The sequence below is a fragment of the Streptomyces aquilus genome, from assembly GCF_003955715.1.
In the GTDB taxonomy this organism is placed as follows: domain Bacteria; phylum Actinomycetota; class Actinomycetes; order Streptomycetales; family Streptomycetaceae; genus Streptomyces; species Streptomyces aquilus.
This window is the reverse complement of sequence record NZ_CP034463.1, coordinates 9,071,175-9,094,247: the sequence shown is the minus strand read 5'-3', so window position 1 is coordinate 9,094,247 and position 23,073 is coordinate 9,071,175. Positions and strand designations below refer to the sequence as shown.

Here is a 23,073-nt window from a genome sequence, read left to right as displayed (position 1 = left end):
GCGACCCAAGGGGGACCGAGCCTCATGCCGGTCAAGGTCAGCGTCGTCGTCCCCGTGTACAACCCCGGGGTCTACATCGAGGACTGCATCGCGTCTCTGAAGAGGCAGTCGCTGCCTCCCGACGAGTACGAAGTGATCTTCGTCGACGACGGTTCCACCGACTCAACGCCCGGCCGGCTCGATGAGCTCGCTGCCGAGGACCCACGCGTCCGAGTCATCCACCAGGAGAACTCCGGCTGGTCCGGCAAGCCCCGCAACGTCGGGATCGAGGCCGCCCGGGGCGAGTTCGTGATGTTCGTCGACAACGACGACTACCTCGGCAACGAGGCCCTGGAGCGGATGTACGACTACGGCGTGGCCAACGGCGCCGATGTGATCGTGGGCAAGATGGCCGGCAAGGGCCGTCCCGTGCCGGTGGAGCTGTTCCGCCGCAACCGCCCGCACGCGAGCGTCGAGAACGCGCCGCTGATCGACAGCCTCACGCCGCACAAGATGTTCCGCCGGGCCTTCCTGGACGACATCGGCCTGCGCTTCCCGGAGGGCAGGCGGCGCCTCGAGGACCATGTCTTCATCGCCGAGGCGTATCTGCGCGCGGAGAACGTGTCCGTGCTCAGCGACTACGTCTGCTACTACCACGTACGCCGGGACGACGCCTCCAACGCCGGTTTCCAGCAGTTCGAGCCGGCCGGGTACTTCAAGAACCTGCGTGAGGCCCTCGACGTCGTCGAGACCTACACGAAGCCGGGCGATCTGCGGGACCGCCTCTTCCGGCGCTGGCTGCGCAACGAGATGGTCGAGCGGATGCGCGGCCGGCGTCTGCTCGGGCTGCCCGAGGACTACCGCCGGGCCCTGTTCGCGGAGATCCACTCGACCGTCGTCGACCGCTTCGGGCCCGGTGTCGCGGCCGGTCTGCCGCCCGCCCAGCGGGTGGTGGCCGCGCTGATCACCGCGGACCGCTACGACGACCTCATGGCGTTCGCCGAGTGGGAGGCCGGAATCGCCCTGAGGGCCGTTCCGGAGGGCGTCGAGTGGCGGGACGGGGTGCTGGAGGTCTCGCTGAGCGCCGAGTTCACCTCGGGCGGCGAGCCGATGCGGTTCCCCGCGCGGGGCGCCCTGGCGCAGGACGCTCCGCCGCTGGACGCGGCCGAGGCGATCGCCTGGGTGTGCGCCGACTCCGTCGCCCGCTTCGACAAGGCCACGGGCGATCTGCTGCTGCGTGAACGGACCAGCGCCGCCCAGCACTTCCAGCCCGTGCGGGTCGTCCGGGAGACGGTGCCCGACCAGGGCGGCGACCGGGTGCGCCTGGTGCTGCGGGCCACGGCGTCCGTCGATCCCGCCACGGCGGCGGGCGGGGCGGCGCCGGACGACGGTCTGTGGGACGCCTTCGTACGGGTCCGGCTGGGCGGCTGGACCAAGGAGTGCCGGCTGGGTCCTGCCCCGGCCGAGAACCGGCCCCGGCCGCAGGCCGGCCTGGGCGGCGGGCGCGTGGTCCTGCCGTACTGGACCCATCCGCACGGCAACTTCGCCCTCGACGTGGACCGGGCGACCAAGCGGCTCGGCCTCGACCGGGTCACGCCGGGCACCGTCGCGGTGGACGGCGCCCGGATCAGCACCGCCGTGCCGTTCCAGGCCGCCGGGGAGACCAAGGTGGTGCTGCGGCTCGGCGCGGCCGAGATCGTCGATGTGCCGGGCACCCTCTCCCCCGCCGCGGACGAGCGGCTGGGGTCGGTGCTGGAGGCCGATCTGCCGCTCGCCGAGCTGAGCGGGGCGCGGTGGCGGGTGGCGCTGAGCCCGGTGCCGAACGCGCCCGAGCCGCGCTTCCTCGTGCTGCCGCTCGCCCTGCGCGTCTCCGGGGACACCGTCCGTCCGGTGGCCGCGCCCGGCCACGGCGCCGCGCAGCGGCTGGCCCGCAGGGTCCGGCGCACCCTGGGCAGGGTGCTGCGCGGGGCGGCCCACCGGGTCAGGAACCGCGGCAAGTAGCCGACGGCAATTGAGCGCGGCCCCCATGGAGTCCATGGGGGCCGCGCTCAATTGCCGTCCGGGACCGGGATCACTTCTTGGCGTAACGCGCCTTCAGCGCACTGCGCTTGTTGGTGCCCTCGGCGTTCTTGCCCTTCTCGATGATCACCAGGTTGTGGTAGAAGTGCACGCCCACGACGTTGAGGTCGGTGTAGCTGGGCTGGTAGTGCTCGTCCACGAACTCCTCGTAGTTGAGGCCGTCCGTCAGCCGCTTGAGCATCGCCATGCTGGTGTTCGGGTCGTCGAGGTCCTCGCTGCCCATCCACTCGGGCCAGTACGACGACTGGGTGTCCTCGACGACGTAGATGCCGCCGTCCTTGAGGCGCGGGAAGAGCGTGGCGAACGTGGTGAGCACGTGCGGGGGACGGTGGCTGCCGTCGTCGATGATGACGTCGAGGTCACCGATCTTGTCGGCGACGGCGTTCAGCGACGACGGGTCGGACTGGTCGCCGATGAACGTCGTGATGCGGTCCTCGTCGACATGGGACTTGTCCTGGATGTCCATGCCGAAGATCTGCGCCTTCGGGAAGAACGCCTTCCACATGCGCAGCGAGGCGCCGCCCTGGCCGGGCCGGTTGTAGCCGCCGATACCGATCTCCAGCAGGTTGAACTCCTCGTTCTTCAGGTGCTGGAGGTGCCTCTGGTAGTGCTGGGTGTAGCGGTGCGCGCCCCACTTGTCCGTCTTGAAGTGCACGGCGAGTTTGTTGAGGTCGTGGGAGATGGCGTCGATCCCGGTGGGCTTCTTCTTGACCGGCTGGGGCGGCTGGCCGGAGATACGTCGCTTCAACTGGCGCACGACACGCACGTTCTTCTCACCCAACACGTTCTTCACAGTTGTTCTGATCGACATAGCTCGACGTATTCCTTTCCTGGGGCCGACGGTCGGGCCCACGGTCGGACCGTGCTTAGTGAGGGGTGATGCGTCGCTTGAGCGGCTCCCACCAGGTGCGGTGGGCGCGGTACCAGGCGACGGTGTCGGCGAGGCCGGTGGCGAAGTCGTGCCGGGGAGCGTAGCCGAGTTCGGTGCGGATCTTGGTCCAGTCGACGGAGTAGCGCAGGTCGTGGCCCTTGCGGTCCTCGACGTACTCGACCATGTCCCAGCCGGCGCCGCATGCCTGGAGCAGCAGCCCGGTGAGTTCCTTGTTGCTCAGTTCGGTGCCGCCGCCGATGTTGTAGACCTCGCCGGCCCGGCCCTTGGTGCGGACGAGGTCGACGCCCTGGCAGTGGTCGTCGACGTGCAGCCAGTCGCGGACGTTGCGGCCGTCGCCGTACAGCGGGACGTTCCTGCCGTCGAGGAGATGGGTGATGAAGAGCGGGATCACCTTCTCCGGGAACTGGTGCGGCCCGTAGTTGTTGGAGCAGCGGGTGACGCGGACGTCCAGGCCGTGGGTGCGGTGGTAGGCGAGGGCGAGCAGGTCGGAGGAGGCCTTGGAGGCGGAGTACGGCGAGTTCGGCGCGAGCGGGTGGGTCTCGGGCCAGGAGCCCTCGTCGATGGAGCCGTAGACCTCGTCGGTGGAGACGTGCACGAACGGGCCGGTGCCGTGTCTGAGGGCGGCGTCCAGCAGGGTCTGGGTGCCGACCACGTTGGTGAGCACGAAGTCGCCGGCGCCGGCGATCGAGCGGTCCACGTGGGACTCGGCGGCGAAGTGCACGACCTGGTCCGCGTCGGCCATCAGCTTGTCGACCAGCTCCGCGTCCCGGATGTCGCCCTGCACGAACTCAAGGCGGGGATGCTCCAGTTCGAGGTTGTCCAGGGTGCCGGCGTAGGTCAGCTTGTCCAGCACGGTGATCCGGGACGCGTCGGAGTCCGCCGAGGCCAGGAGCCTGCGCACGTACTGGGAGCCGATGAAGCCGGCGGCGCCGGTGACGAGGAGGTTCATGAACGGATCTGCACCTTGCTGTGGTCTCCGAGCACTAGACGGTGGGCAGCGGGCATACCGGTCGTCGGGGTGACCTCGACGTGCCGGCCGATGAGGGAGGACTCTATACGCCCCACGCCCCGGATCGAGGAGTCCCGCAGCACGATGGAGAACTCCAACTCGCTGTCGGTGACGCGGCAGTTCTCGGCGAGCGAGGTGAAGGGGCCGACGTAGGAGTCCTCGACGACGGTGCCGGAGCCGATGATCACGGGTCCGACGATGCGGGAGTTGACGATCCGCGCGCCTTCTTCGAGGACGACCCGGCCGACGAGCTCGGAGCGCTCGTCCACCTCGCCGTCGATGCGGTGCGCGACGGTCTCCAGGACGGTGCGGTTGACCTCCAGCATGTCGGTGACGTTGCCGGTGTCCTTCCAGTAGCCCTTGATCACCGTGGAGCGGACGTCGGCGCGGGCGTCGATGAGGTGCTGGATGGCGTGGGTGATCTCCAGCTCGCCGCGCCAGGACGGGGCGATGGCCCGGACCGCGTCGTGAATGGCAGGCGTGAACAGGTAGACGCCGACCAGCGCGAGATCGCTCTTGGGGGTCTCGGGCTTCTCCTCCAGGCCGATCACCTGGCCCGCGGCGTCGAGCTCGGCGACACCGAAGGCGCGCGGGTCGGGGACGCGGGTGAGGAGGATCTGCGCGTCGGGGCGGTGGGCGCGGAACTCGTCGACGAGGGCGGCGATGCCGCCGACGATGAAGTTGTCGCCGAGGTACATCACGAAGTCGTCGTCGGCGAGGAACTCCCGGGCGATCAGCACGGCGTGGGCGAGGCCGAGGGGGCGCTCCTGGGGGATGTAGGTGACCTCCAGGCCGAACTTCGAGCCGTCGCCGACCGCTTCCTCGATCTCGGCGGCCGTGTCCCCGACGATCATGCCGACCTCGGTGATCCCGGCGGCCGCGATGGACTCCAGGCCGTAGAACAGGACGGGCTTGTTCGCCACGGGAACGAGTTGTTTGGCCGAGGTGTGGGTGATCGGCCGCAAGCGGGTACCGGCACCGCCAGAGAGGACTAGAGCCTTCATCTGGTTCACCTTAGTCCCGTTCCCCCGTGGCCGGCCGTGCGTGGTGCGGCTTGCCTGCCCCGCAAAGGCCGAGGTGACGCGGGGTGGCTCGGAGCGACCGGCGCCGTGCGCGATCAGTGCACGGTGCACTCGTACGAGTGGTCAGAACGTGACCTCGCTCCACACCTGCTTGCCGCCGCTGACCGGCAGGCTCCCCCAGGCCGCCGACATGGCCTCGACCAGCAGGATGCCGCGGCCGCCGGTGGCCTCCCAGCCGATGCTGGTCGGTTTGACCGGGGTGCGGGGCGAGGCGTCGGCGACGGCGACGCGCAGGCGGTGGTTGACGAGGGTGAGGTCGAGGCGGACCCGGCCGTCGGTGTGCACGAGGGCGTTGGTGACGAGTTCGGAGACGATGAGCAGGACGGTGTCCTGGGCGTCCTCGGGCACGTTCCAGGAGCGCAGGGTGCGCCGGGTGAAGCGGCGGGCGTGGCCGACGGCCTGCGGGACCCGCCACACCGTCCAGTTCTCGCGCAGCGGGTGGGTGGCCATGCCGTCGTAGCGCACCAGGAGCAGGGCGACGTCGTCGCTGCGGCGGGCGTTGCCGAGCAGGCCGTCGGCGACGAGGCCGAGGTGGGCGGGGTCGGAGACGGACAGGCCGTGGGCGAAGCGCTCCATGCCCTCGTCGATGTCGGCGTCGGCGGACTCCACCAGGCCGTCGGTGACCAGGGCGATCAGGGTGCCGGGCCGCAGCCGCAGCGGGGTCATCGGGAAGTCCGCCTGGGCGACGACGCCGAGCGGCGGGCCGCCCTCGGTCTCGGTGATCTCGGTCGTGCCGTCCGGGTGCCGCAGCACCGGCGGGAGGTGGCCGGCCCGGACGCACCAGGCGGAGCCCTCCTCCATGTCGAGGTCGACGTAGGCGCAGGTGGCGAAGAGGTCGGTCTCCATGTCCGTGAGGAGCCGGTTGGCGTGGGAGACGACGACGTCCGGGGGGTGGCCCTCGACGGCGTAGGCGCGCAGGGCGGTGCGCATCTGGCCCATGAGGGTGGCGGCGCCGGCGCTGTGGCCCTGGACGTCGCCGATGACGAGGGCGACGTGGTTGTCGGGCAGCGGGATCACGTCGTACCAGTCGCCGCCGAGCTCCAGTCCGGCGGTGCTGGGCAGATAGCGGGCGACGGCGATCGCGCCGGGGAGTTTGGGCAGCCGGCGGGGCAGCAGCTGGCGCTGGAGCATGCCGACGAGTTCGTGCTCGGCGTCGAAGGCGTGGGCGCGCATCAGGGCCTGTCCGGCGAGCCCGGCGGAGGCGGTGAGCAGGGCGCGTTCGTCGGGTCCGAACTCGTGCGGCGTGTCCCAGCCGATCAGGCAGGCGCCGGCCATGCGTCCCGCGGCGGGCAGCGGCAGCACGGCGAGGCCGCCGGGGCCGACGTCGGCGAGGGCTGGCTCCAGGGCGGTGCCGGCGGGCCAGATCTGGGCGCGGCCCTCGCTGAGGGCGGCGGCGAGGGTGGGCATGGCGCGCACGGGGGCGTCGGGCCACTCGGTACGCCACTCCAGGCGCCACAGCTCGGGCCAGGACTCGGGGTCGGGCGGGTCGAGGACGGTGACGACGAGCCGGTCGTTCTCCAGCTCGGCCAGCGCGATCCGGTCGGCGCGCAGCGGCTTGCGCAGGGCGGAGACGACGGCCTGGCTGACGTCACGGACGGTGCCCGCGGTGGCGAGGGCGGCGGCCAGGCGCTGGATGCGGGCCACGTCGGTGACGTCGGAGCGCAGGGTGGAGGCGTCGGCGACGGTGCCGACGAGGCGGGCGGGGCGGCCCTCGCCGCCGGGCAGCAGTCGGCCGCGCAGTCTGAGCCACTTGGGTGGCCCGGTGGGCTGAAGGGCCCGGAACTCCAGCTCGCGGTCGCCGAGGGACATGTGGTCGGCCTCGGTGACGGACATCAGGCCGGGCAGGTCCTCGGGCACGGTGAGCGCCAGCAGGGTCTCCACGCGGCCGTCGAAGTCCTCCCTGCGCATCGCGAACAGGTCCAGGATGTCGTCGCCGACCTCGATGCGGCCGGTGTCCAGGGCGAGGCTGAACGCGCCCGCGGGCAGTTCCCCGCCCTCGGCGGCCGCGGCCGGGGCGGGACAGGCCACGGCGTCGGCGAGGAGCTCCAGGCACTTGCGGTCGTCGGTGTCGAAGCCGTCGGGGCGCTCACTCACGGCGACGAGGCAGCCTCCGCCGTCGCGGCGGGCGGGCAGGGCCGCCAGATGGAAGTCCCGGGACGGCAGGCGCCGCGCCTCGGCGCACTCGGCGAGCTCCTCCGGGCCCAGCCAGGCCGACCGGCCGCCGCGGTGCGCCTCGGCCACCGGGGAGCCGCCGGCCAGGGGGTAGGCGTCCCGCAAGCCGTACAGCGTGCGCGGCACCCCGGCCGCGTCCACCAGGCAGAGCAGCTCGCCGTCCTCGCTCGGGGCGTACACGGCGGCGAAGGAGGCCCTGGCGAAAACGAGCACCTGTTCGAGTACGCCCCGCAGTCGTTCGGGCGAGTCGGGGCCGGCCGTGAGCGCTTTGAGGGCAACTTCGGCACGCAGCGTTCTCGTTCTGCGCCCCGCAGCTCCCTCACTGACCACGTCGCCATTACAGCGCTTATGCGACACGCGCGCAGCCCCTGTGACCGTTCCGTGCGGTGTCCGCGGGGGTGGCGCGGCGGTCGGGATCGAAAGTCGCCGAACAAGTCTTTACGCATGCGTTCCGCACGGTGATCTCGTGACACAGGTGACTGTCCGTGGCCACCCCGCCCGCTGGAAGCTCGATACCGGGCCAAGGAGGGGGAGGCATGGACAAGCGGTACGAGGTGTACGCGCTCGCCGACCGGCACTTCTACGACACGCCGGACCGGCTGTCCGCGGGAGCGCGCCAGGCGGCGCCTGTGTTCGAGGCGGCGCGGCGCGAGGTGCCGGCCGGCTGGGACGCGGCGCGCATCGGCGACTGGCTGACGCTGACGCCGCTCGGCCCGGACGGCGGGCCGGTGGCCGGTCCGGCGCAGGGCTGGAAGGTCCACGCCTCGGCCACCCGGGCGAACGCGGAGCGGATCGCGGCGATCGTCTGGGACTACTGCGTGCCGCGTCGCATCCCGTTCAAGTTCGTGCCCGGACCGCATCTGCTGCATCTGCGGAACACCAAGTACGCGCCCCGCGATGGCAGCGGCAAGTTCGTCACCCTGTACCCGGCCGACGAGGAGCAGCTCCACACGGTGCTGTGCGAGCTGGGCAGGCTCCTGGAGGGGTTCGAGGGGCCGTACATCCTGACCGACCTGCGCTGGGACGAGGGGCCGCTCTACGTCCGCTACGGGGCCTTCGCACGTCAGTTCATCGTCGACGAGCGGGGCTCGCTGGTGCCGGCGGTACGGAACGGCGAGGGCACCCTGGTGCCGGACCGCAGGGCGCCGTCCTTCCAGGTCCCGGAGTGGGTGACGCTGCCGGCCTTTCTGGCCCCGCAGCTGGCGGCGCGCAACACCACGACGGTGGGCGAGTTGCCGTACCGGATCGAGAAGGCGCTGCACTTCTCCAACGGCGGCGGGGTCTACGCGGGCACCGACACCCGGGACGGCAGCAAAGTCGTCCTCAAGGAGGGCCGGCCGCACGCGGGCCTCGCCGCGGACGGGGCGGACGCGATCGCCCGGCTGGAACGCGAGAAGTACGCGCTGGAGCGGGTGGCGGGGACCGGCGTGGTGCCGGAGGTGCGGGACTGGTTCACGCTCGGCGACCACCGTTTCCTGGTCATGGAGTTCCTGGAGGGGCGGCCGCTGAACTCGTTCTTCGCCGAGCGGCACCCGCTGCTCGCCCCCGACCCCGATCCGCGGGCGGTGGCCGACTACACGGCCTGGGCGCTGCGCATCCACGCCGGTGTCGAGCGGGCGGTGGCGGCGATCCACGCGCGCGGGATCGTCTTCAACGACCTGCACGTCTTCAACATCATGGTCGGGCCCGACGGGGAGTCGGTGTCCCTGCTCGACTTCGAGGCCGCCGCGCCGATCGACGAGCAGGGCCGCCAGGTCGTCGCGCACCCCGGCTTCTTCGCGCCGCCGGACCGCACGGGCGCCGACGTCGACCGTTACGCGCTGGCGTGTCTGCGGATCGCCCTGTTCCTGCCGGTCACCACGCTGTTCGTGGTCGACCGCGGCAAGGCGGCCCATCTGGCGGAGGTGATCCTCCGTCAGTTCCCGGACGTGCCGAAGGAGTTCCTCGACGAGGCGGTCGCGGAGATCACCCGGAACACCGGGGCGTCGGCGCCCGCGCTGGTCAAGCCCTTCGTCGAGCCCGCCGACTGGCCCTACAGCCGCGACTCCATGGTGAAGGCGATCCTCGCCTCGGCCACCCCCGAGCGCGACGACCGGCTCTTCCCGGGCGACATCACCCAGTTCAACGACGGCGGCGGACTCGGCCTGGCGCACGGCGCGGCCGGCGTGCTGTACGCGCTGGACGCGGTCGGCGCCGAGCGGTACGAGGAGGGCGAACGCTGGCTGCTGGCCCGCACCGCGCCCCCGCCGACGGGCACGCCGCTCGGGCTGTACGACGGGCTCGCGGGCGTCGCCCACGTCCTGGACCGGCTCGGACACCGGCAGCGCGCTCTCGACCTGGTCGGCTCGATCCTCGCCGAACGCTGGCAGAACCTCTCCTCCGACCTGCACGGCGGACTGGCCGGCCTGGGCCTGGTCCTCGCCGAACTCGCCCGCACGACCGGCGAGTCGGAGCTGCGGGAGCGTGCCGCGGAGGCCGCCGACATCCTCGTACGACGTCTCGAAGAACCTCTTCCGGACAGCACCCGGCGGCGCCGGGCCGGGCTGTTGCGCGGGGCGAGCGGGCCCGCGCTGTTCCTGCTGCGGGAGTACGAACGCACGGGTGAGGAACGGCTGTTGAAGGCGGCCGGGGTCGCGCTCCAGCGGGACCTGGACGTCTGTGTCACGCACCCGAGCGGGTCGCTGGAGGTCGACGAGGGCTGGCGGACGCTGCCGTACCTCGGCGAGGGGAGCGCGGGCATCGGCATGGTGCTGGACGACCATCTCGCCCACACCGGTGGCGAGTTGACGGACGTCCGGGCCGGCATCCTCACCGCCGCCACCTTCCGCTTCTACGTACAGCCGGGACTCTTCCAGGGCCGGGCCGGGCTGATCCTGTATCTCGCCCGCACCTCCACGCCCGGAGCCAGGGAGCGGCTCGCCGGGCAGATCGACGGGCTCGGCTGGTTCTCCATGTCCTATCAGGGCCAACTGGCCTTCCCCGGACACCAGATGATGCGGCTGTCGATGGATCTGGGCACCGGCACGGCCGGCTGTCTGCTCGCGCTCGGCGCGGCCCTCGACGCCGGGGCGGACGCGCATCTGCCCTTCCTGCCGCCGCTCGGGCGGCCCCACAGCGCGGTTCCGCGAAGGACGGAGCCGTGATCCGACCCCGTCCCCACGGGTGACGACAACACCGAAGAGAGGAAAGCGACATGGCACTTCTCGACCTTCAGACGATGGAAGCCGACGAGACGACGGGCGGCGGTGGCAACAGCAGCCTCAGCCTGCTGTCCTGCGTCAGCGCCGCGAGCGTCACGCTCTGTCTCTGACAAGCGCCGTGTGTCCAGGGCTCCGGGCGGTCCGCTCCCGCGGGGGAGGGGCCGCCCGGGGTCCGCACGTCGGAGGGAAGGTTCGCATGACCACGCCACCGGCAGCGCGTACGACGTTCGGGCCTCTCGGGCCGGCGCCCGGAAGGTGTCTGGCCCTGTGTCTGGTGAGCACGGCTGCCGTCGGTACCGGGCTGCTGCTGCCCGCCGCGCTGGGCCGCGCCCTCGACCTGCTGCTGGCCGGGGCGCCGGCGACCCGGTGGGTGACGTACTGCGCCGCGCTCGTGCTGCTGCTCGCCCTGCTCGACGCGGCCGAGACCGTGCTCGGCGGCACCCTCGACGCCCGCACCACCTCCTGGCTGCGCGAGCGGCTGACCGGCCATGTCCTGGCCGTCGGCCCGCGCGCCGCCGAACGCTTCGGGCCCGGCGACCTCGTCGCCCGCCTCGTCGGCAACGCCGCCCAGGCCGGTACCGCGCCGACCGCCCGCGCCGCCGTGCCGGCCGCCCTCGCGGGCCCGGTCGGCGCACTGGTCGCCCTCGCCCTGATCGACCCGTGGCTCGCGGCCGTCCTGCTGGCCGGCGCGCCCGTGCTGGCGCTGCTGCTGCGCGCCTTCGCCCGTGACACCCGCGAGTGTGTCGCCCACTACCAGCGCGAGCAGGGACGGATCGCGGCGGCGCTCGCGGAGGCCGTCGACGGGCACCGCACCATCCTGGCGGCCGGTGCGGCGGAGCGGGAGAGCGCCCGCGTCCTCCGGCCGCTGCCCGCGCTGTCCCGGGCCGGACACCGCATGTGGCAGGTGCAGGGGCGGGCCGCCGGCCAGTCCGTCGCCGTGGCCCCGCTGCTCCAGCTCGGTGTCGTCGCCGTCGCCGGTCTGCTGCTCGCCCGGCACCGGGTCACCGTCGGCGAGATGCTCGCGGCCTCGCGGTACGCGGTCCTCGCCGGCGGCGTCGGCATGCTCGTCGGGCAGCTCGCCGGCCTCGCCCGGGCCCGCGCGGCCACCGGCCGGCTCACCGAGGTGCTGGCCGAGCCCGTCCGGGTGCACGGCGACCGGCGGTTGCCGCCCGGTCCCGGTCGGCTGGAACTGCGCGGGGTGACCGCCCGGCGCGGCGACCGGGTGGTCCTGGACGGCGTCGATCTCGTGGTGCCCGGCGGGACGACCCTCGCCGTGGTGGGCCGGTCCGGCGCCGGCAAGTCCCTGCTCGCCGCGCTCGCCGGACGGCTCGCCGACCCGGACGCCGGGGAGGTGCTGCTCGACGGTGTCCCGCTGCGCGAGCTGACCCACGACGAGCTGCGCGGCGCGGTCCGGCACGCTTTCGACCGGCCCGCGCTGCTGGGCGGCACGCTGGAGGAGGAGATCGGCCTCGGCCCCACGCCCGCCTCCCCCGCGCGCGTCCGCGCTGCCGCCCGCACCGCACACGCCGACGACTTCGTGAGCCGGCTGCCCGCCGGGTACGCCACGCTCTGCGCCGACGCCCCGCGCTCCGGAGGCGAGGCCCAACGCCTGGGCCTGGCACGGGCGTTCGCCCACGAAAGCCGCCTCCTCGTCCTCGACGACGCCCTCTCCAGCCTCGACACCGTGACGGAGGCGCAGATCACCGCGTCCCTGCTCGGCTCCCGCACGCACGGCACCCGGCTGCTGATCGCCCACCGCGCGGCGACGGCGGCCCGCGCGGACGCGGTGGCCTGGCTGGACGGCGGGCGGGTCCGGGCGGTGGGACGGCACGAGGAGCTGTGGCACCTGCCGGGCTACCGGGCGGTGTTCACGGACGGGGAGGACCCGACGTGAGCGCCTGGCCGGCGCGGTGGACCGGCGCTCACCCACAGGGCACCCGTGAGAGTGCCCGTCCCGCGCGGTGGACGTCGTCCACGGACGGGGAGCCGGCATGAGCGGCCGTCCCGCGCGTGGCCGGTTCACGGACGGCGGGCCGTCATGATCACCCGGCGCGGGCTGCGCTTTCTCCGGGACCGGTGGCGGGTCGTCGTCCGGCTTGCCGTCTGGTCCCTGCTGGAGACGGGGCAGACGTTCCTCACCGGCTACGCCCCCGCCCGCGCCCTGGACGACGGCTTCCTGGCGGGGCGGCCGAACACCGGGCTGGCCTGGCTCGGGGTGGCCGGGCTCGGGGTGCTCGTCGGGGCGTTCGGCACGGCCCGGGTCCACACGGCGGTGGCCGAGCTGGTGGAACCGCTCAGGGACGGGCTGGTGAGGCGGGTCGTGGCGCGCGGGGTCCGGGAGGGGGACCCCGCGGCGCTGTCCGGGCTCACCCAGCAGACCGAGATCGCCCGGGACACCTTCGCCGGGCTGGTGATGGTGTCGCGCTCGTTCGTGTTCACCGCGGCCGGCGCGCTGATCGGCCTGTTCTCGCTCGCCCCGCCCCTCCTCCTGCTCGTCGGCCTCCCCCTGCTCGCCGGCCTGGCCCTCTTCCTGGCGACGCTCCGTCCGCTGGCCCGCCGCCAGGAGGCGTTCCTCGTCGCCGACGAGGCGCTCGCCGAGCGGTACGGCGCGGTCTGTCCGGGGCTGCGGGACATCACCGCGGCCGGGGCGGAGGAACGGGTGGCCGCCGACACCGGGCGCCACATCGAGGCCGAACGACGGGCCGCGGTCTCACTGGCCCGCTGGGGCGTGCCGCGGGTGGCCGCGCTGACGATCGGCGGCGAGCTCCCGATCGTGCTCCTGCTGGTGGCCGCCCCCTGGCTCCTCGGGCAGGGCGTCACCCCTGGCGCCCTGGTCGGCGCTCTGTCCTACGTCACCCAGTCCCTGCTGCCCGCCCTGCGCAACCTGGTGCACGGCCTGGGCACCAGCGGCTCACGCCTGGTGGTGGTCCTGCGGCGGCTGCTCCGCGAGGACGGCTCGGCATCCGCCACCCCGACCGGGCAGCTGTCGCGCCCCGCCGGCACCCCGCCCGGCATCCCGGCCCTCACCCTCGAGTGCGTCACCTTCGCCTACGGCCCCGCCGCGGCCCCCGTCGTCGACGGCCTGGACCTGGAGCTGCGGCCCGGCGCCCATCTGGCCGTCGTCGGCCCGAGCGGCATCGGCAAGTCCACGCTCACCGCGCTGGTCGCCGGGGTGCTGGAGCCCGGGCACGGCGTGATCCGGGTCTGCGGCTGTCCGGTGCCGGGGTCCGAGGCCGCGGCCCGCCGGGTGCTGGTCCCGCAGGAGGCGTACGTCCACTCCGGCACCCTCGCCGAGAACCTGGGGCTGCTGCGGCCCGACCCCGTGCCCGAGGCGGAACTCCTCGCCGCCGCCGACGCGGTGGGGCTGCTCCCGCTGCTCGACGCGCTCGGCGGACCCGCCGCCACGGTCGAACCGGCGGCGCTCTCCGCGGGGGAACGCCAGCTGATCGCCCTCACCCGGGCCTGGCTGTCGTACGCCCCGCTCGTCCTGCTCGACGAGGCGACCTGCCATCTGGACCCGTCCGCCGAGGAACGCGCGGAACGGGCCTTCGCCGCGCGGCCCGGCGGCACGCTGGTGGTCGTCGCGCACCGCATCAGCTCGGCCCGCCGGGCCGACCGGGTCCTGGTCATGGACGGCCGGACGACGGCGTACGGCACCCACGACGAGCTGCTGGAACGCTCAGCGCTCTACCGCGACCTCGTGGGCAGCTGGTCGCCGGTGCCGTCACAGCCAGCCCTCGCCCTGGGAGATCCGGATCGCGTCGACGCGGTTGCGGGCTCCGGTCTTGCGGTTGATGGCCGCCATGTAGTTGCGCACGGTCCCGTGGGACAGGTGCAGGCTCCCGGCGATCTCCGCGACGGAGGCCCCCTCGGCGGCCAGGGATAACACGCTCAGCTCCCGCCGGGTCAGCGGCATCTCGGCGGCCTTGAGGAAGCCGAAGCCCAGCGAGTCGTCGACGAAACGTTTTCCTTCCGCGACCCGGCGGATCCCGCGGACCAGATGCTCGGGCGAACCCTCCTTGTCCACGTAGCCGAGCGCCCCCGCCTCCACGGCCCGTTTCAGCAGGCCGGGGCGGTTCGCGCTGGCGAGGACGAGGAGGCGCGGCGAGGGCGTCCCCGCAGGCCGGGCCCCGAGTTCGCCGAGCGGCGCGAGCCCGTAGCTGTCCGCGCACTCCAGGTCGGCCGCGCAGACGTCCGGCAGCAGGGATCGCAGTCGGCCGGGCGCGCTGCGCCACGGGGTGTCGTAGACCCCCAGGTCCGGTTCCCGGCGCAGCCACTCCGCCAGGACCGATCTGACCAGACACTCGTCGTGCACCAGAAGAACCCGGATCACTGCCCGTCCCCTCGCGTTGCCGTTCGCCGGTTCCATGGGTGAGAAACGTCTGCCCCATTGTTCGTGTTCGGCACCTTTCCCTGGCGCGAAGAACCGGCCAACGGGGTGCGCGGGGGCGCACGGACGGCTCTCGTACGCTGCCCCGCGCTTCGATTGCGGGGGCATGGGCGGGGGTGGACGGGGTAGAGGGCGCGGCCGCCGCCGGGTCCGGTCCGCTCGCCGTGCGCGTCCCGCCGCCAGGGGGCAGATTTGATCCCGGAGCCCGTCGCACGCCGGGCTCCGGGCTCCGGGTCCCTCGGGGCGCGCGAGGAGGTGGTCGGCGTGTCCGACGTGCCGAGGACCGCGCAGGCGCCGGCGGCCGCCCGGACGCGGGTCGGCCGGCCGCTGCTGTCCCTGGCACTGGCCTCGATGATGGACGAGGTGCACGCCCACTCGGGCGCGGTGTACCTGCTGGCGTCCGGCGAGCCGGTCCTGGAGATGGCGGTGATGGCCGGGCTGCCGCGGGCCTTCGCGGCGCCGTGGGAGCGGGTCGGGCTCAGCGCGCCGATCCCGGTCGCCGAGGCGGTCCGGGAGCGGCGGCTGGTGTGGGTGGGCGGCGAGGAGGAGATGGCCCGCCGCTATCCGCGGATCGCGGTGGTGCTCCCCTACCCCTTCGCGCTGGCCGCGCTGCCGGTGGCGACGGACACCAAGGTGCACGGCGCGATCTTCGTGACCTGGCCCGGCTCGCATCCGCCGGAGCTGTCCGACCGGGAGCGGGACCATCTGAGCGCGGCCTGCGGGCGGCTCGCGGTACGCCTGGAGCGGGCCGCCGAGGAGAGCCGCCCGGTGTTCCCGGAACCGGATCTGCTGGCCGGGACGGCGGCCGGCGGGGCGGCGGGCACCCTCGGCACGGTGGAGGCGGCCCGGATGGTGTCGCGGCTGCCGTACGGACTGTGCTCGCTGGATCTGCACGGCCGGATCGCGTTCGCCAACGCGGCGGCGGCCGAGCTGATCGGCGTCCCCGTCAGCAGACTCCTCGGCACCCAGCCCTGGGCGTCGGTGCCCTGGCTCAACGACCCGGTGTACGAGGACCGTTACCGGGCCGCGCTGATCAGTCAGCAGACGACGTCGTTCGTGGCGCTGCGGCCGCCCGGCGACTGGCTGTCGTTCCGGCTGTATCCGAGCACGACCGGGCTGAGCGTGCGCATCAGCCGGGCGCGAGCGGTGGCGGAGATGAGCCGGACCGCTCCGCAGGGGGACGGCGCCCCCTCCCGGCTGGTGACCATCTCGCAGGTGCTGAGCCTGGCCGGGGCGCTCACCGAGGCGGCGGGCGTGGAGGACGTGGTGCAGCTCGTCGCGGACGAGATCGTCCCGGCGGTCGGCGGGCAGGCCCTGGTCATGCTCGCGTCCCGGGCGGGACGACTGCATGTGCTGGGCCACCGCGGTTATCCCGACCCGCGTGTCGTGGAGCGGTTCGACGGGCTGCCGCTGACCGAGCCGACGCCGGGCACGCAGGCCCTGAACAGCGGGGTGCCGGCGTTCTTCGACTCGCGGCGGGAGCTGGAGCGCCTGTATCCGGTCCGGAACGCGACCCCGGACGGGTTCGCCGCCTGGGCGTATCTGCCGCTGATCGCCTCCGGCCGGCCGGTGGGCACCTGCGTACTGGCCTACGCCGAGCCGCACCCCTTCCCGGCGGACGAACGGGCGGTCCTGACGAGCCTCGGCGGGCTGATCGCGCAGGCCCTGGAACGGGCGATGCTGTACGACGCCAAACACCGGCTCGCCCACGGCCTCCAGGAGGCCCTGCTCCCCCACTCGCTCCCGGCGCTGCCCGGCATCCACGCGGCCGCCCGCTATCTGCCGGCCACGCAGGGCATGGACATCGGCGGCGACTTCTACGACCTGGTGCCCTCGCACGGGGTGGCGTCGGCGGTGATCGGGGACGTGCAGGGGCACAACGTCACGGCGGCCGGGCTGATGGGGCAGATCCGGACCGCGGTACGGGCGTACACGACCGTCGGACAGGCCCCGCAGGACGTCATGAGCAGCACCAACCGGCTGCTGATCGACCTGGGCTCGGACCTCTTCGCCAGCTGTCTGTACCTACGGCTCGATCCGGCCCACGGGCGGGCCGTGATGGCACGGGCGGGACATCCTCCGCCGCTGCTGCGCCGCCCGGACGGCAGGGTGCGCGTCCTCGACCTGGCCGGCGGTCCGCTGCTGGGCATCGACGGCTCGGCGACGTATCCGACGACCGAGGTCGAGCTGGCTCCGGGCAGCGTGCTGGTCCTCTACACCGACGGCCTCATCGAGTCCCCGGGCGTCGACATCGAGGACGCTCTCGCCGATCTGGGCCGGCGGCTGGCGGAGGCCGGGGATCTGCCGCTGGACGCGTTGGCGGACGAACTGGTGGGGCAGGGCGGGGCCGCGCAGGAGCGGATCGACGACGTGGCGTTGCTGCTGCTGCGGGCGCGGTGACACGAACGCGGTCCGGCCCTCCCGCCGGAGGGTCGGACCGCGTGTCCGTGGAGCTGGTGAAGCGGGGTCAGTGGGTCTCGGTCAGGCCGGAGTCGCCCTGTTCGGCACCCGCACCGGTGTCCTGGCCGCCGACCTCCTGGCCGCCACCGGCCTGCTGGCCGGCCTCCTCACCGCCGACTTCCTGGCCGGCGCCCGCTTCCTCGCCGCCGACCTCCTGGCCGGCACCGGCTTCCTCGCCCGCGCCCGCCTCGTCGCCGGCATCCGCACCGGCCTCGTCACCGGCGCCCGCCTGCTCGCCGCCGCCCGCCGCGTCGCCCGCGCCGAGGGTCGCGCCGACCGCCTCCAGGGCGGTGGTGACCGGCTGGAAGAAGGTCTCGCCGCCGACCGTGCAGTCGCCGCTGCCACCGGAGGTCAGGCCGATGGCCAGCCCGTCCTGGGTGAACAGCGAGCCGCCGCTGTCGCCGGGCTCGGCGCAGACGTCGGTCTGGATGAGGCCGGTGACCGTGCCCTCCGGGTAGTTCACCGTGGCGTCGAGTCCGAGGACCTGGCCGTCCTTGAGCCCGGTGGTGCTGCCCATTCTGAAGACCTGGAGGCCCACCTCGGCGTCGGCGGCCTGGGAGATCTGCACGGTCTGGCCGTCGCCGACGTTGACCTCGCTCGGCGCGACCGTGGCCGGGTCGTCGTACTTCACGAGCGCGAAGTCACCGTCGCCGGGGAACGTGGCCTGGTCGACGGTGGCGATCGGCTGGCCGTCCTGCGCGTCGGACCACTCGGCCGCCGCGACCCCGCAGTGACCGGCCGTCAGGAAGGCCGGGCTGCCGTCGCCCGCGGTGACGTTGAACCCGGCCGAGCAGCGGGCGCCGCCGCCGAAGATGGCGTCGCCGCCGGAGACGAAGGTCTTGAAGGTGCCGGCCGACTTCTTGATGGTCGCCATGCCCGAGCCGAGAGTGTCGACCGTCGACTCCAGCCGGTCCCACTTGGCGCCGGTGACCGTGCTGTCGGCGGTGACCAGGATCTTGTTCGTCCTGGGGTCGACGGCCCACGCGGTGCCCGGGATGGTCGCCCGGGTCTTCAGCGTCTGCGCGCCCGCGGCGAGTTCGGCGAGGCTGTTGTCGACCTCGCGTATCTTCGCGCCGGCCTTCTCGGCCTGGACGATGACGTTGTTGTTGTCGCCCGAGACGACGTTGACGACGAGCTGCTTCTGGTCCGTGTCGTAGTACGAACCGGCGAAGGCCTCGCCGAGCAGTTCCTGGAGCTGTGAGGCGAGATCCGATGCGTCCGACGCCTTCAGCGTCTTCGGCGCTGCCGCGGCCCCGTTGGACGAGGAGCCGTCCTGGGAGGCGTTGGCGTTGGGCAGGAGGATCGCCGCCGCTCCGAGCGCCACCACGCCGCCTGCCGCGATCGCGGCCTTGCGCTTGGGGATTCGCTTGTGACTCAAACTTCTCGACCTCCTGAAGGACGGGGTCAGTGCCACCGTTCGTCGGCGGCTGTTCGGGGCGCCTGGATGGCAAGGGGTACGCAGGAGGCACGTGGGGCGTTCAATTCCGTTTGTTGGCAGTCTCTTTGCAGTACCGAATCGGCCACGGGACCGGCCGGGATCCGCGTCCGGCGGCGCGGGAGCGGGAACAATCCCCCATATGACGATGACCACCGCCGAAGCCGACAAGATCCTCTCCGCCAACTTCGCCCCTTGGGTGCTCGACCTGGGCCTGTCGGTCGAGTCCCTGGGCGCGGACCGGGCGACCCTGCGCCTTCCCTGGTCGGACCGGCTGTCCCGGGAGGGCGGCGCGCTGTCGGGGCAGGCGCTGATGGCCGCCGCGGACACCGCCACCGTGATCGCCGTGGCGGCGGCGCGAGGCGGCTACGGGCCGATGACGACCGTGCAGCAGTCGACGTCGTTCCAGCGCGCGGTGTCCGGTTCGGATGTCCTGATCCAGGCGGTGATCACCAAGCTGGGTCGGCGCATGGCGTTCGCCGACATCACGATGACCGACGCGGGCTCAGGGGAACTCGCGGCCCGGGCGAGCACGGTCTACGCACTTCTCGGCTGACAACCGGACTGACACGGTCCGCGATCGGTCGGCAACGGTCGGTTCCGAAGTTCCCGCGGAATCCCGGCTTCAGCGAATCTGCACATCCAATACCCAACCAAGTCACCGTGCGCGGCGGATCTGCACAAGCGTGCTCCGCCGCGTACGTCATTGGGGCGGGAGTGTCGGATTCGCCTCGCGGGCCGCAAGGCCTCGTGTGAACCGAGGACGTCCCGCTTGTGAAGAAGTCGCCGCAGAGACGTGCGCATGCCTGCACGGTTCGTTGCCTGTGGGACTCAAGTGCCCTGGTGAGGCGGTTGGTTGATTGGAAGCCCGTGCCCGGCGCGTGCTTTTATCCATCGCACCGCGGCAGCCGCGAAGGGTTTTCCGGAAACGGGTGCCTGGCGCCTGCGGCACGCGGCCGCCCCTGCCAGGGGTCCGCTCCCCCCTTGTGAATATCCATATGAAGGGAAGTTCCACCATGAACTCCACCCCCCAGGTTGAGACCGTCGAGATCTCCGACGCCGAGCTCGACAACGTCTCCGGCGGCCTGCAGCTGAACGCCCTGGGCACCGTCACCGGCCTGGTGGACGGCGTCGCCCCGGTCTCCGGCCTGGTCGACACGGTCGTCGGCACGGTCGAGGGCACCACCGGCCTCTCCGTGGCCCCGGTCACGAACCTGGTCGCCGGTCTCTGATCGCACCTCGTGCCGTGAGTCCCGGAGCCGCTCCCCGGCTCCGGGGCTCTCGGATGTCCTGACTCAACCGGCTGCCGTCAGCCGGTCCTTCCTCGTTTTCAGGTGAGGGAAAGTTCCGTGCAGTTCCGCCAACAGGCCCTCGCCAAGCTCCAGTCGCCGGAGGAGCTCGACCTTCCGGTGCGGTTCGCCCGCCCTCAGGGGTGGCTCGCGCTGTCCGTGACGGTGGTCGTGATGGCCGCCGCGTCAGTGTGGGCGGTCACCGGTTCGGTCGCCTCCACCGTGGGCGCGCCCGCCATCCTCACCCACGGGCAGGGCAGTTACATCCTGCAGAGCCCGGTCGCGGGCCAGGTCACCGCCGTCCTAGCCGAGCAGGGCGAGCGGCTGCCCGCCGACTCCCCGGTGTTGAAGGTGCGCACCGCGGACGGTGACACCGTCGTCCGCTCGGTCGCCGCGGGCCGGGTCACCGCGCTCGCCGCCACCATCGGCCAGATCATCCAGACCGGCGCCAACGTGGCGGCCGTGGAGAGGGTCGCGCACGCCTCCGATCCGCTGTACGCCACCGTGTACGTCCCCGCCGAGAACGCCGCCTCGATCCCCGCGAACGCGGCCGTGGACCTGACGGTGTCGTCGGTGCCGACGCAGGAGTACGGCGTGCTGCGCGGCCATGTGAAGGCGGTGGACCGTTCGGCGCAGTCGGCGCAGCAGATCTCCGCGTTCCTCGGCGACAGCCAGCTCGGCGAGCAGTTCACGAAGGACGGCAGGCCGGTGGCCGTGACGGTGAGGCTGGACAAGTCGTCCGGTACGAAGAGCGGTTACCGGTGGTCGTCGGCGGACGGGCCGCCGTTCGCCCTCACCTCCATGACCGTGGCCCGGGGTTCGATCCGTCTCGCCGACCAGCGTCCCGTCGATTGGCTGCTGCCGTGAGCACCGCACAGGAGACCCGTAGCCGCCGCCGGTCCGCCCCGCCCAAGCGCCCGGTGCCCAAGGGCAAGGGCAAGACGGTCCGCACGCCCACCGTTCTCCAGATGGAGGCCGTGGAGTGCGGCGCCGCCTCCCTCGCGATGGTCCTCGGCCACTTCGGCAAGCACGTCCCGCTGGAGGAGCTGCGCATCGCGTGCGGTGTCTCCCGCGACGGCTCGCGCGCCAGCAACCTGCTGAAGGCGGCCCGCGGTTACGGTCTGACGGCCAAGGGCATGCAGATGGACACGGCCGCCCTCGCCGAGGTGAAGGCGCCGGCCGTGCTGTTCTGGGAGTTCAACCACTACGTCGTCTACGACGGCATGGGCCGCCGCTTCGGCCGCCGCGGCGTCTACATCAACGACCCCGGCAAGGGCCGCCGGTTCGTGCCGATGGAGGACTTCGACTCCAGCTTCACCGGCGTCGTCCTGATCATGGAGCCGGGTGACGGCTTCACCAAGGGTGGCCGCAAGCCCGGGGTGCTGGGCGCGATGCCGGCCCGGCTGCGCGGCACCGCGGGCACCATGCCGGCCGCGGTGCTGGCGAGCCTGCTGCTGGTGCTGGTGGGCGCGGCGGTGCCCGCGCTGAGCCGCGTCTACATCGACATGTTCCTCATCGGGGGCCAGACCTCCCTGCTCGGCGTGCTGTTCGCGTCGATGGGAACGTGTGTGGCGCTCACCCTGGTCCTGACCTGGCTCCAGCAGGCGAACCTGCTGCGCGGCCGCATCATCTCCTCGACCCTCTCCAGCGCCCGCTTCCTGCGCCATCTGCTGCGGCTGCCGGTGACGTTCTTCTCCCAGCGCAGCCCGGCCGACCTGGTGCAGCGGCTCCAGTCCAACGACGCGGTGGCCGAGACGCTGGCCCGCGATCTCGCGGCGGCGGGCGTGGACGCGGTGGTCGTCGTTCTCTACGCCGTCCTCCTCTACACCTACGACCCGCAGTTGACGTTCGTCGGCATCGGCGTCGCGCTGCTGAACATCGTCGCCATGCGCGTGGTCATCCGGCTGCGCGCCACCCGCACCGCCAAACTCCGCGCGGACAGCGCCCGGTTGACCAACACCGCCTACACGGGCCTTCAGTTGATCGAGACGATGAAGGCGACCGGCGGCGAGGACGGCTACTTCCGCAAGTGGGCCGGGCAGCACGCCACCACCCTGGAGGAGCAGCAGCGGCTCGGGGTGCCGTCCGCCTGGCTGGGCGTGGTCGCGCCGACGCTGGCCTCGCTGAACAGCGCGGTGATCCTGTGGATCGGCGGCATGCGCGCCGTCGAGGGCGGTATCTCGGTCGGCCTGCTCGTCGCCTTCCAGTCGCTGGTCACCCGCTTCACCGCCCCCATCACCCGCCTCAACGGCGTCGCGGGCCGCATCCAGGACTTCGCGGCCGACGTGGCCCGCCTGAAGGACGTGGAGAACTTCCAGGCCGACCCGCTCTACGGCCGGGCCGGCGGCGCCGAGTCGACCCGCCGGCTGCACGGGCACGTGGAGCTCCAGAACATCTCCTTCGGCTACAACCCGCTGGACAAGCCCCTGCTGACCGGCTTCGACCTGACGGTCGGCCCGGGGCAGCAGGTGGCGCTGGTCGGCGGTTCGGGCAGCGGCAAGTCGACGGTCTCCCGGCTGATATCCGGCCTGTACGCGCCCTGGGAGGGCGTCATCCGCATCGACGGCCGGCGCCTGGAGGACATCCCGCGCGGCGCCCTCGCCTCCTCCGTCTCCTTCGTCGACCAGGACGTCTTCCTCTTCGAGGGCTCGGTCCGCGACAACGTGGCGCTGTGGGACCCGTCGATCCCGGACGACGCGGTGGTGGACGCGCTGCGGGACGCCGCCCTGTACGACGTGGTGATGCGTCGCCCCGGTGGCATCAACAGCCGGGTCGAGCAGGACGGCCGGAACTTCTCCGGCGGCCAGCGTCAACGCCTGGAGATCGCGCGGGCGTTGGTCCGGCGGCCCAGCATCCTCGTCCTCGACGAGGTGACGAGCGCACTGGACGCAGAGACCGAGCAGACGGTGATGGACAACCTCCGCAAGCGCGGCTGCGCCTGTGTGGTGATCGCGCACCGGCTGAGCACCGTGCGGGACAGCGACGAGATCGTCGTACTCCAGCACGGCACGATCGTGGAACGCGGACGGCACGAGGAGCTGGTGGCGCGCGGCGGCGCGTACGCGGCTCTGGTCAGGGAGCGCTGA

15 protein-coding genes and 1 pseudogene are annotated in these 23,073 nt (G+C 72.8%); 10 read left to right on the top strand and 6 right to left on the bottom strand.

The window, feature by feature from the left end; all coding sequences use genetic code 11:
* The first annotated feature begins 24 nt into the window (after positions 1-24).
* Entirely contained in the window at positions 25-1,980 is a 1,956-nt protein-coding gene (locus EJC51_RS41640) for a glycosyltransferase family 2 protein (RefSeq protein WP_126275838.1), read from the top strand.
* Positions 1,981-2,050: 70 nt separating this feature from the next.
* Here the strand turns inward: EJC51_RS41640 and EJC51_RS41635 are convergent, their stop codons facing one another.
* The 4 genes from EJC51_RS41635 to EJC51_RS41620 form a co-directional block, all read right to left on the bottom strand.
* A complete protein-coding gene (locus EJC51_RS41635) occupies positions 2,051-2,869 on the bottom strand; it encodes a class I SAM-dependent methyltransferase (protein ID WP_126275837.1) in 819 nt (272 codons plus the stop codon).
* A gap of 55 nt (positions 2,870-2,924) precedes the next feature.
* A complete protein-coding gene (rfbB, locus tag EJC51_RS41630) occupies positions 2,925-3,899 on the bottom strand; it encodes a dTDP-glucose 4,6-dehydratase (protein ID WP_126275836.1) in 975 nt (324 codons plus the stop codon).
* A complete protein-coding gene (locus EJC51_RS41625) occupies positions 3,896-4,963 on the bottom strand; it encodes a glucose-1-phosphate thymidylyltransferase (protein ID WP_126275835.1) in 1,068 nt (355 codons plus the stop codon). Before EJC51_RS41625 ends, rfbB begins: the two co-directional genes overlap by 4 nt.
* Before the next feature lie 141 nt (positions 4,964-5,104).
* Positions 5,105-7,543 carry a SpoIIE family protein phosphatase gene (locus EJC51_RS41620; RefSeq protein ID WP_208870774.1) on the bottom strand — a complete coding sequence of 813 codons (2,439 nt, stop codon included), beginning with the start codon at positions 7,541-7,543 and terminating at the stop codon, positions 5,105-5,107.
* A 206-nt stretch (positions 7,544-7,749) separates the two neighbouring features.
* Between EJC51_RS41620 and lanKC the strand changes: the two genes are divergently transcribed.
* The 4 genes from lanKC to EJC51_RS48950 all read left to right on the top strand — a co-directional run bounded on the left by lanKC (position 7,750) and on the right by EJC51_RS48950 (position 14,299).
* Positions 7,750-10,356, top strand: a complete 2,607-nt coding sequence (gene lanKC, locus EJC51_RS41615; protein ID WP_126275833.1) for a class III lanthionine synthetase LanKC — start codon at positions 7,750-7,752, stop codon at positions 10,354-10,356.
* Between the two features lie 50 nt (positions 10,357-10,406).
* The gene (locus EJC51_RS41610; protein ID WP_126275832.1) at positions 10,407-10,523 is read left to right on the top strand and encodes a SapB/AmfS family lanthipeptide; all 117 of its coding nucleotides are present in this window, start codon (positions 10,407-10,409) and stop codon (positions 10,521-10,523) included.
* 86 nt (positions 10,524-10,609) lie between these two features.
* The gene (locus EJC51_RS41605; protein WP_126275831.1) at positions 10,610-12,307 is read left to right on the top strand and encodes an ATP-binding cassette domain-containing protein; all 1,698 of its coding nucleotides are present in this window, start codon (positions 10,610-10,612) and stop codon (positions 12,305-12,307) included.
* 144 nt (positions 12,308-12,451) lie between these two features.
* Entirely contained in the window at positions 12,452-14,299 is a 1,848-nt protein-coding gene (locus tag EJC51_RS48950; RefSeq protein ID WP_425276823.1) for an ATP-binding cassette domain-containing protein, read from the top strand.
* On the opposite strand, the pseudogene EJC51_RS41595 reads toward EJC51_RS48950, so the two are convergent.
* Positions 14,222-14,782 (bottom strand): annotated as a pseudogene (locus EJC51_RS41595) (LuxR C-terminal-related transcriptional regulator); the annotation flags it as partial. The gene EJC51_RS48950 and the pseudogene EJC51_RS41595 sit on opposite strands and share 78 nt — an antisense overlap.
* 276 nt (positions 14,783-15,058) lie before the next feature.
* Between EJC51_RS41595 and EJC51_RS41590 the strand changes: the two are divergent.
* A complete protein-coding gene (locus tag EJC51_RS41590; RefSeq protein WP_126277332.1) occupies positions 15,059-17,203 on the top strand; it encodes a PP2C family protein-serine/threonine phosphatase in 2,145 nt (714 codons plus the stop codon).
* A gap of 67 nt (positions 17,204-17,270) precedes the next feature.
* On the opposite strand, the gene EJC51_RS41585 is transcribed toward EJC51_RS41590, so the two are convergent.
* The gene (locus EJC51_RS41585) at positions 17,271-18,641 is read right to left on the bottom strand and encodes a S1 family peptidase (RefSeq protein ID WP_126275829.1); all 1,371 of its coding nucleotides are present in this window, start codon (positions 18,639-18,641) and stop codon (positions 17,271-17,273) included.
* Positions 18,642-18,840: 199 nt separating this feature from the next.
* Here EJC51_RS41585 and EJC51_RS41580 point away from each other — a divergent pair, with 199 nt between their 5' ends.
* From EJC51_RS41580 to EJC51_RS41565, 4 genes are all read left to right on the top strand, one after another.
* Complete coding sequence (locus EJC51_RS41580; RefSeq protein ID WP_126275828.1) at positions 18,841-19,254, top strand: PaaI family thioesterase; 414 nt, start codon at positions 18,841-18,843, stop codon at positions 19,252-19,254.
* Positions 19,255-19,714: 460 nt separating this feature from the next.
* On the top strand, positions 19,715-19,930 hold the full coding sequence (locus EJC51_RS41575; protein WP_079308961.1) for a hypothetical protein: 216 nt from the start codon (positions 19,715-19,717) through the stop codon (positions 19,928-19,930).
* Positions 19,931-20,047: 117 nt separating this feature from the next.
* Positions 20,048-20,854 carry an HlyD family efflux transporter periplasmic adaptor subunit gene (locus EJC51_RS41570; protein ID WP_126275827.1) on the top strand — a complete coding sequence of 269 codons (807 nt, stop codon included), beginning with the start codon at positions 20,048-20,050 and terminating at the stop codon, positions 20,852-20,854.
* Entirely contained in the window at positions 20,851-23,073 is a 2,223-nt protein-coding gene (locus EJC51_RS41565) for an NHLP family bacteriocin export ABC transporter peptidase/permease/ATPase subunit (RefSeq protein ID WP_126275826.1), read from the top strand. Before EJC51_RS41570 ends, EJC51_RS41565 begins: the two co-directional genes overlap by 4 nt.

Excerpts from the sequence above, each read along its gene's own strand:
- EJC51_RS41640 (WP_126275838.1), top strand. The coding sequence starts at position 25 with ATGCCGGTCAAGGTCAGCGTCGTCGTCCCCGTGTACAACCCCGGGGTC.
- EJC51_RS41635 (WP_126275837.1), bottom strand. The coding sequence starts at position 2,869 with ATGTCGATCAGAACAACTGTGAAGAACGTGTTGGGTGAGAAGAACGTG.
- rfbB (WP_126275836.1), bottom strand. The coding sequence starts at position 3,899 with ATGAACCTCCTCGTCACCGGCGCCGCCGGCTTCATCGGCTCCCAGTAC.
- EJC51_RS41625 (WP_126275835.1), bottom strand. The coding sequence starts at position 4,963 with ATGAAGGCTCTAGTCCTCTCTGGCGGTGCCGGTACCCGCTTGCGGCCG.
- lanKC (WP_126275833.1), top strand. The coding sequence starts at position 7,750 with ATGGACAAGCGGTACGAGGTGTACGCGCTCGCCGACCGGCACTTCTAC.
- EJC51_RS41610 (WP_126275832.1), top strand. The coding sequence starts at position 10,407 with ATGGCACTTCTCGACCTTCAGACGATGGAAGCCGACGAGACGACGGGC.
- EJC51_RS41605 (WP_126275831.1), top strand. The coding sequence starts at position 10,610 with ATGACCACGCCACCGGCAGCGCGTACGACGTTCGGGCCTCTCGGGCCG.
- EJC51_RS48950 (WP_425276823.1), top strand. The coding sequence starts at position 12,452 with ATGATCACCCGGCGCGGGCTGCGCTTTCTCCGGGACCGGTGGCGGGTC.
- EJC51_RS41580 (WP_126275828.1), top strand. The coding sequence starts at position 18,841 with ATGACGATGACCACCGCCGAAGCCGACAAGATCCTCTCCGCCAACTTC.
- EJC51_RS41575 (WP_079308961.1), top strand. The coding sequence starts at position 19,715 with ATGAACTCCACCCCCCAGGTTGAGACCGTCGAGATCTCCGACGCCGAG.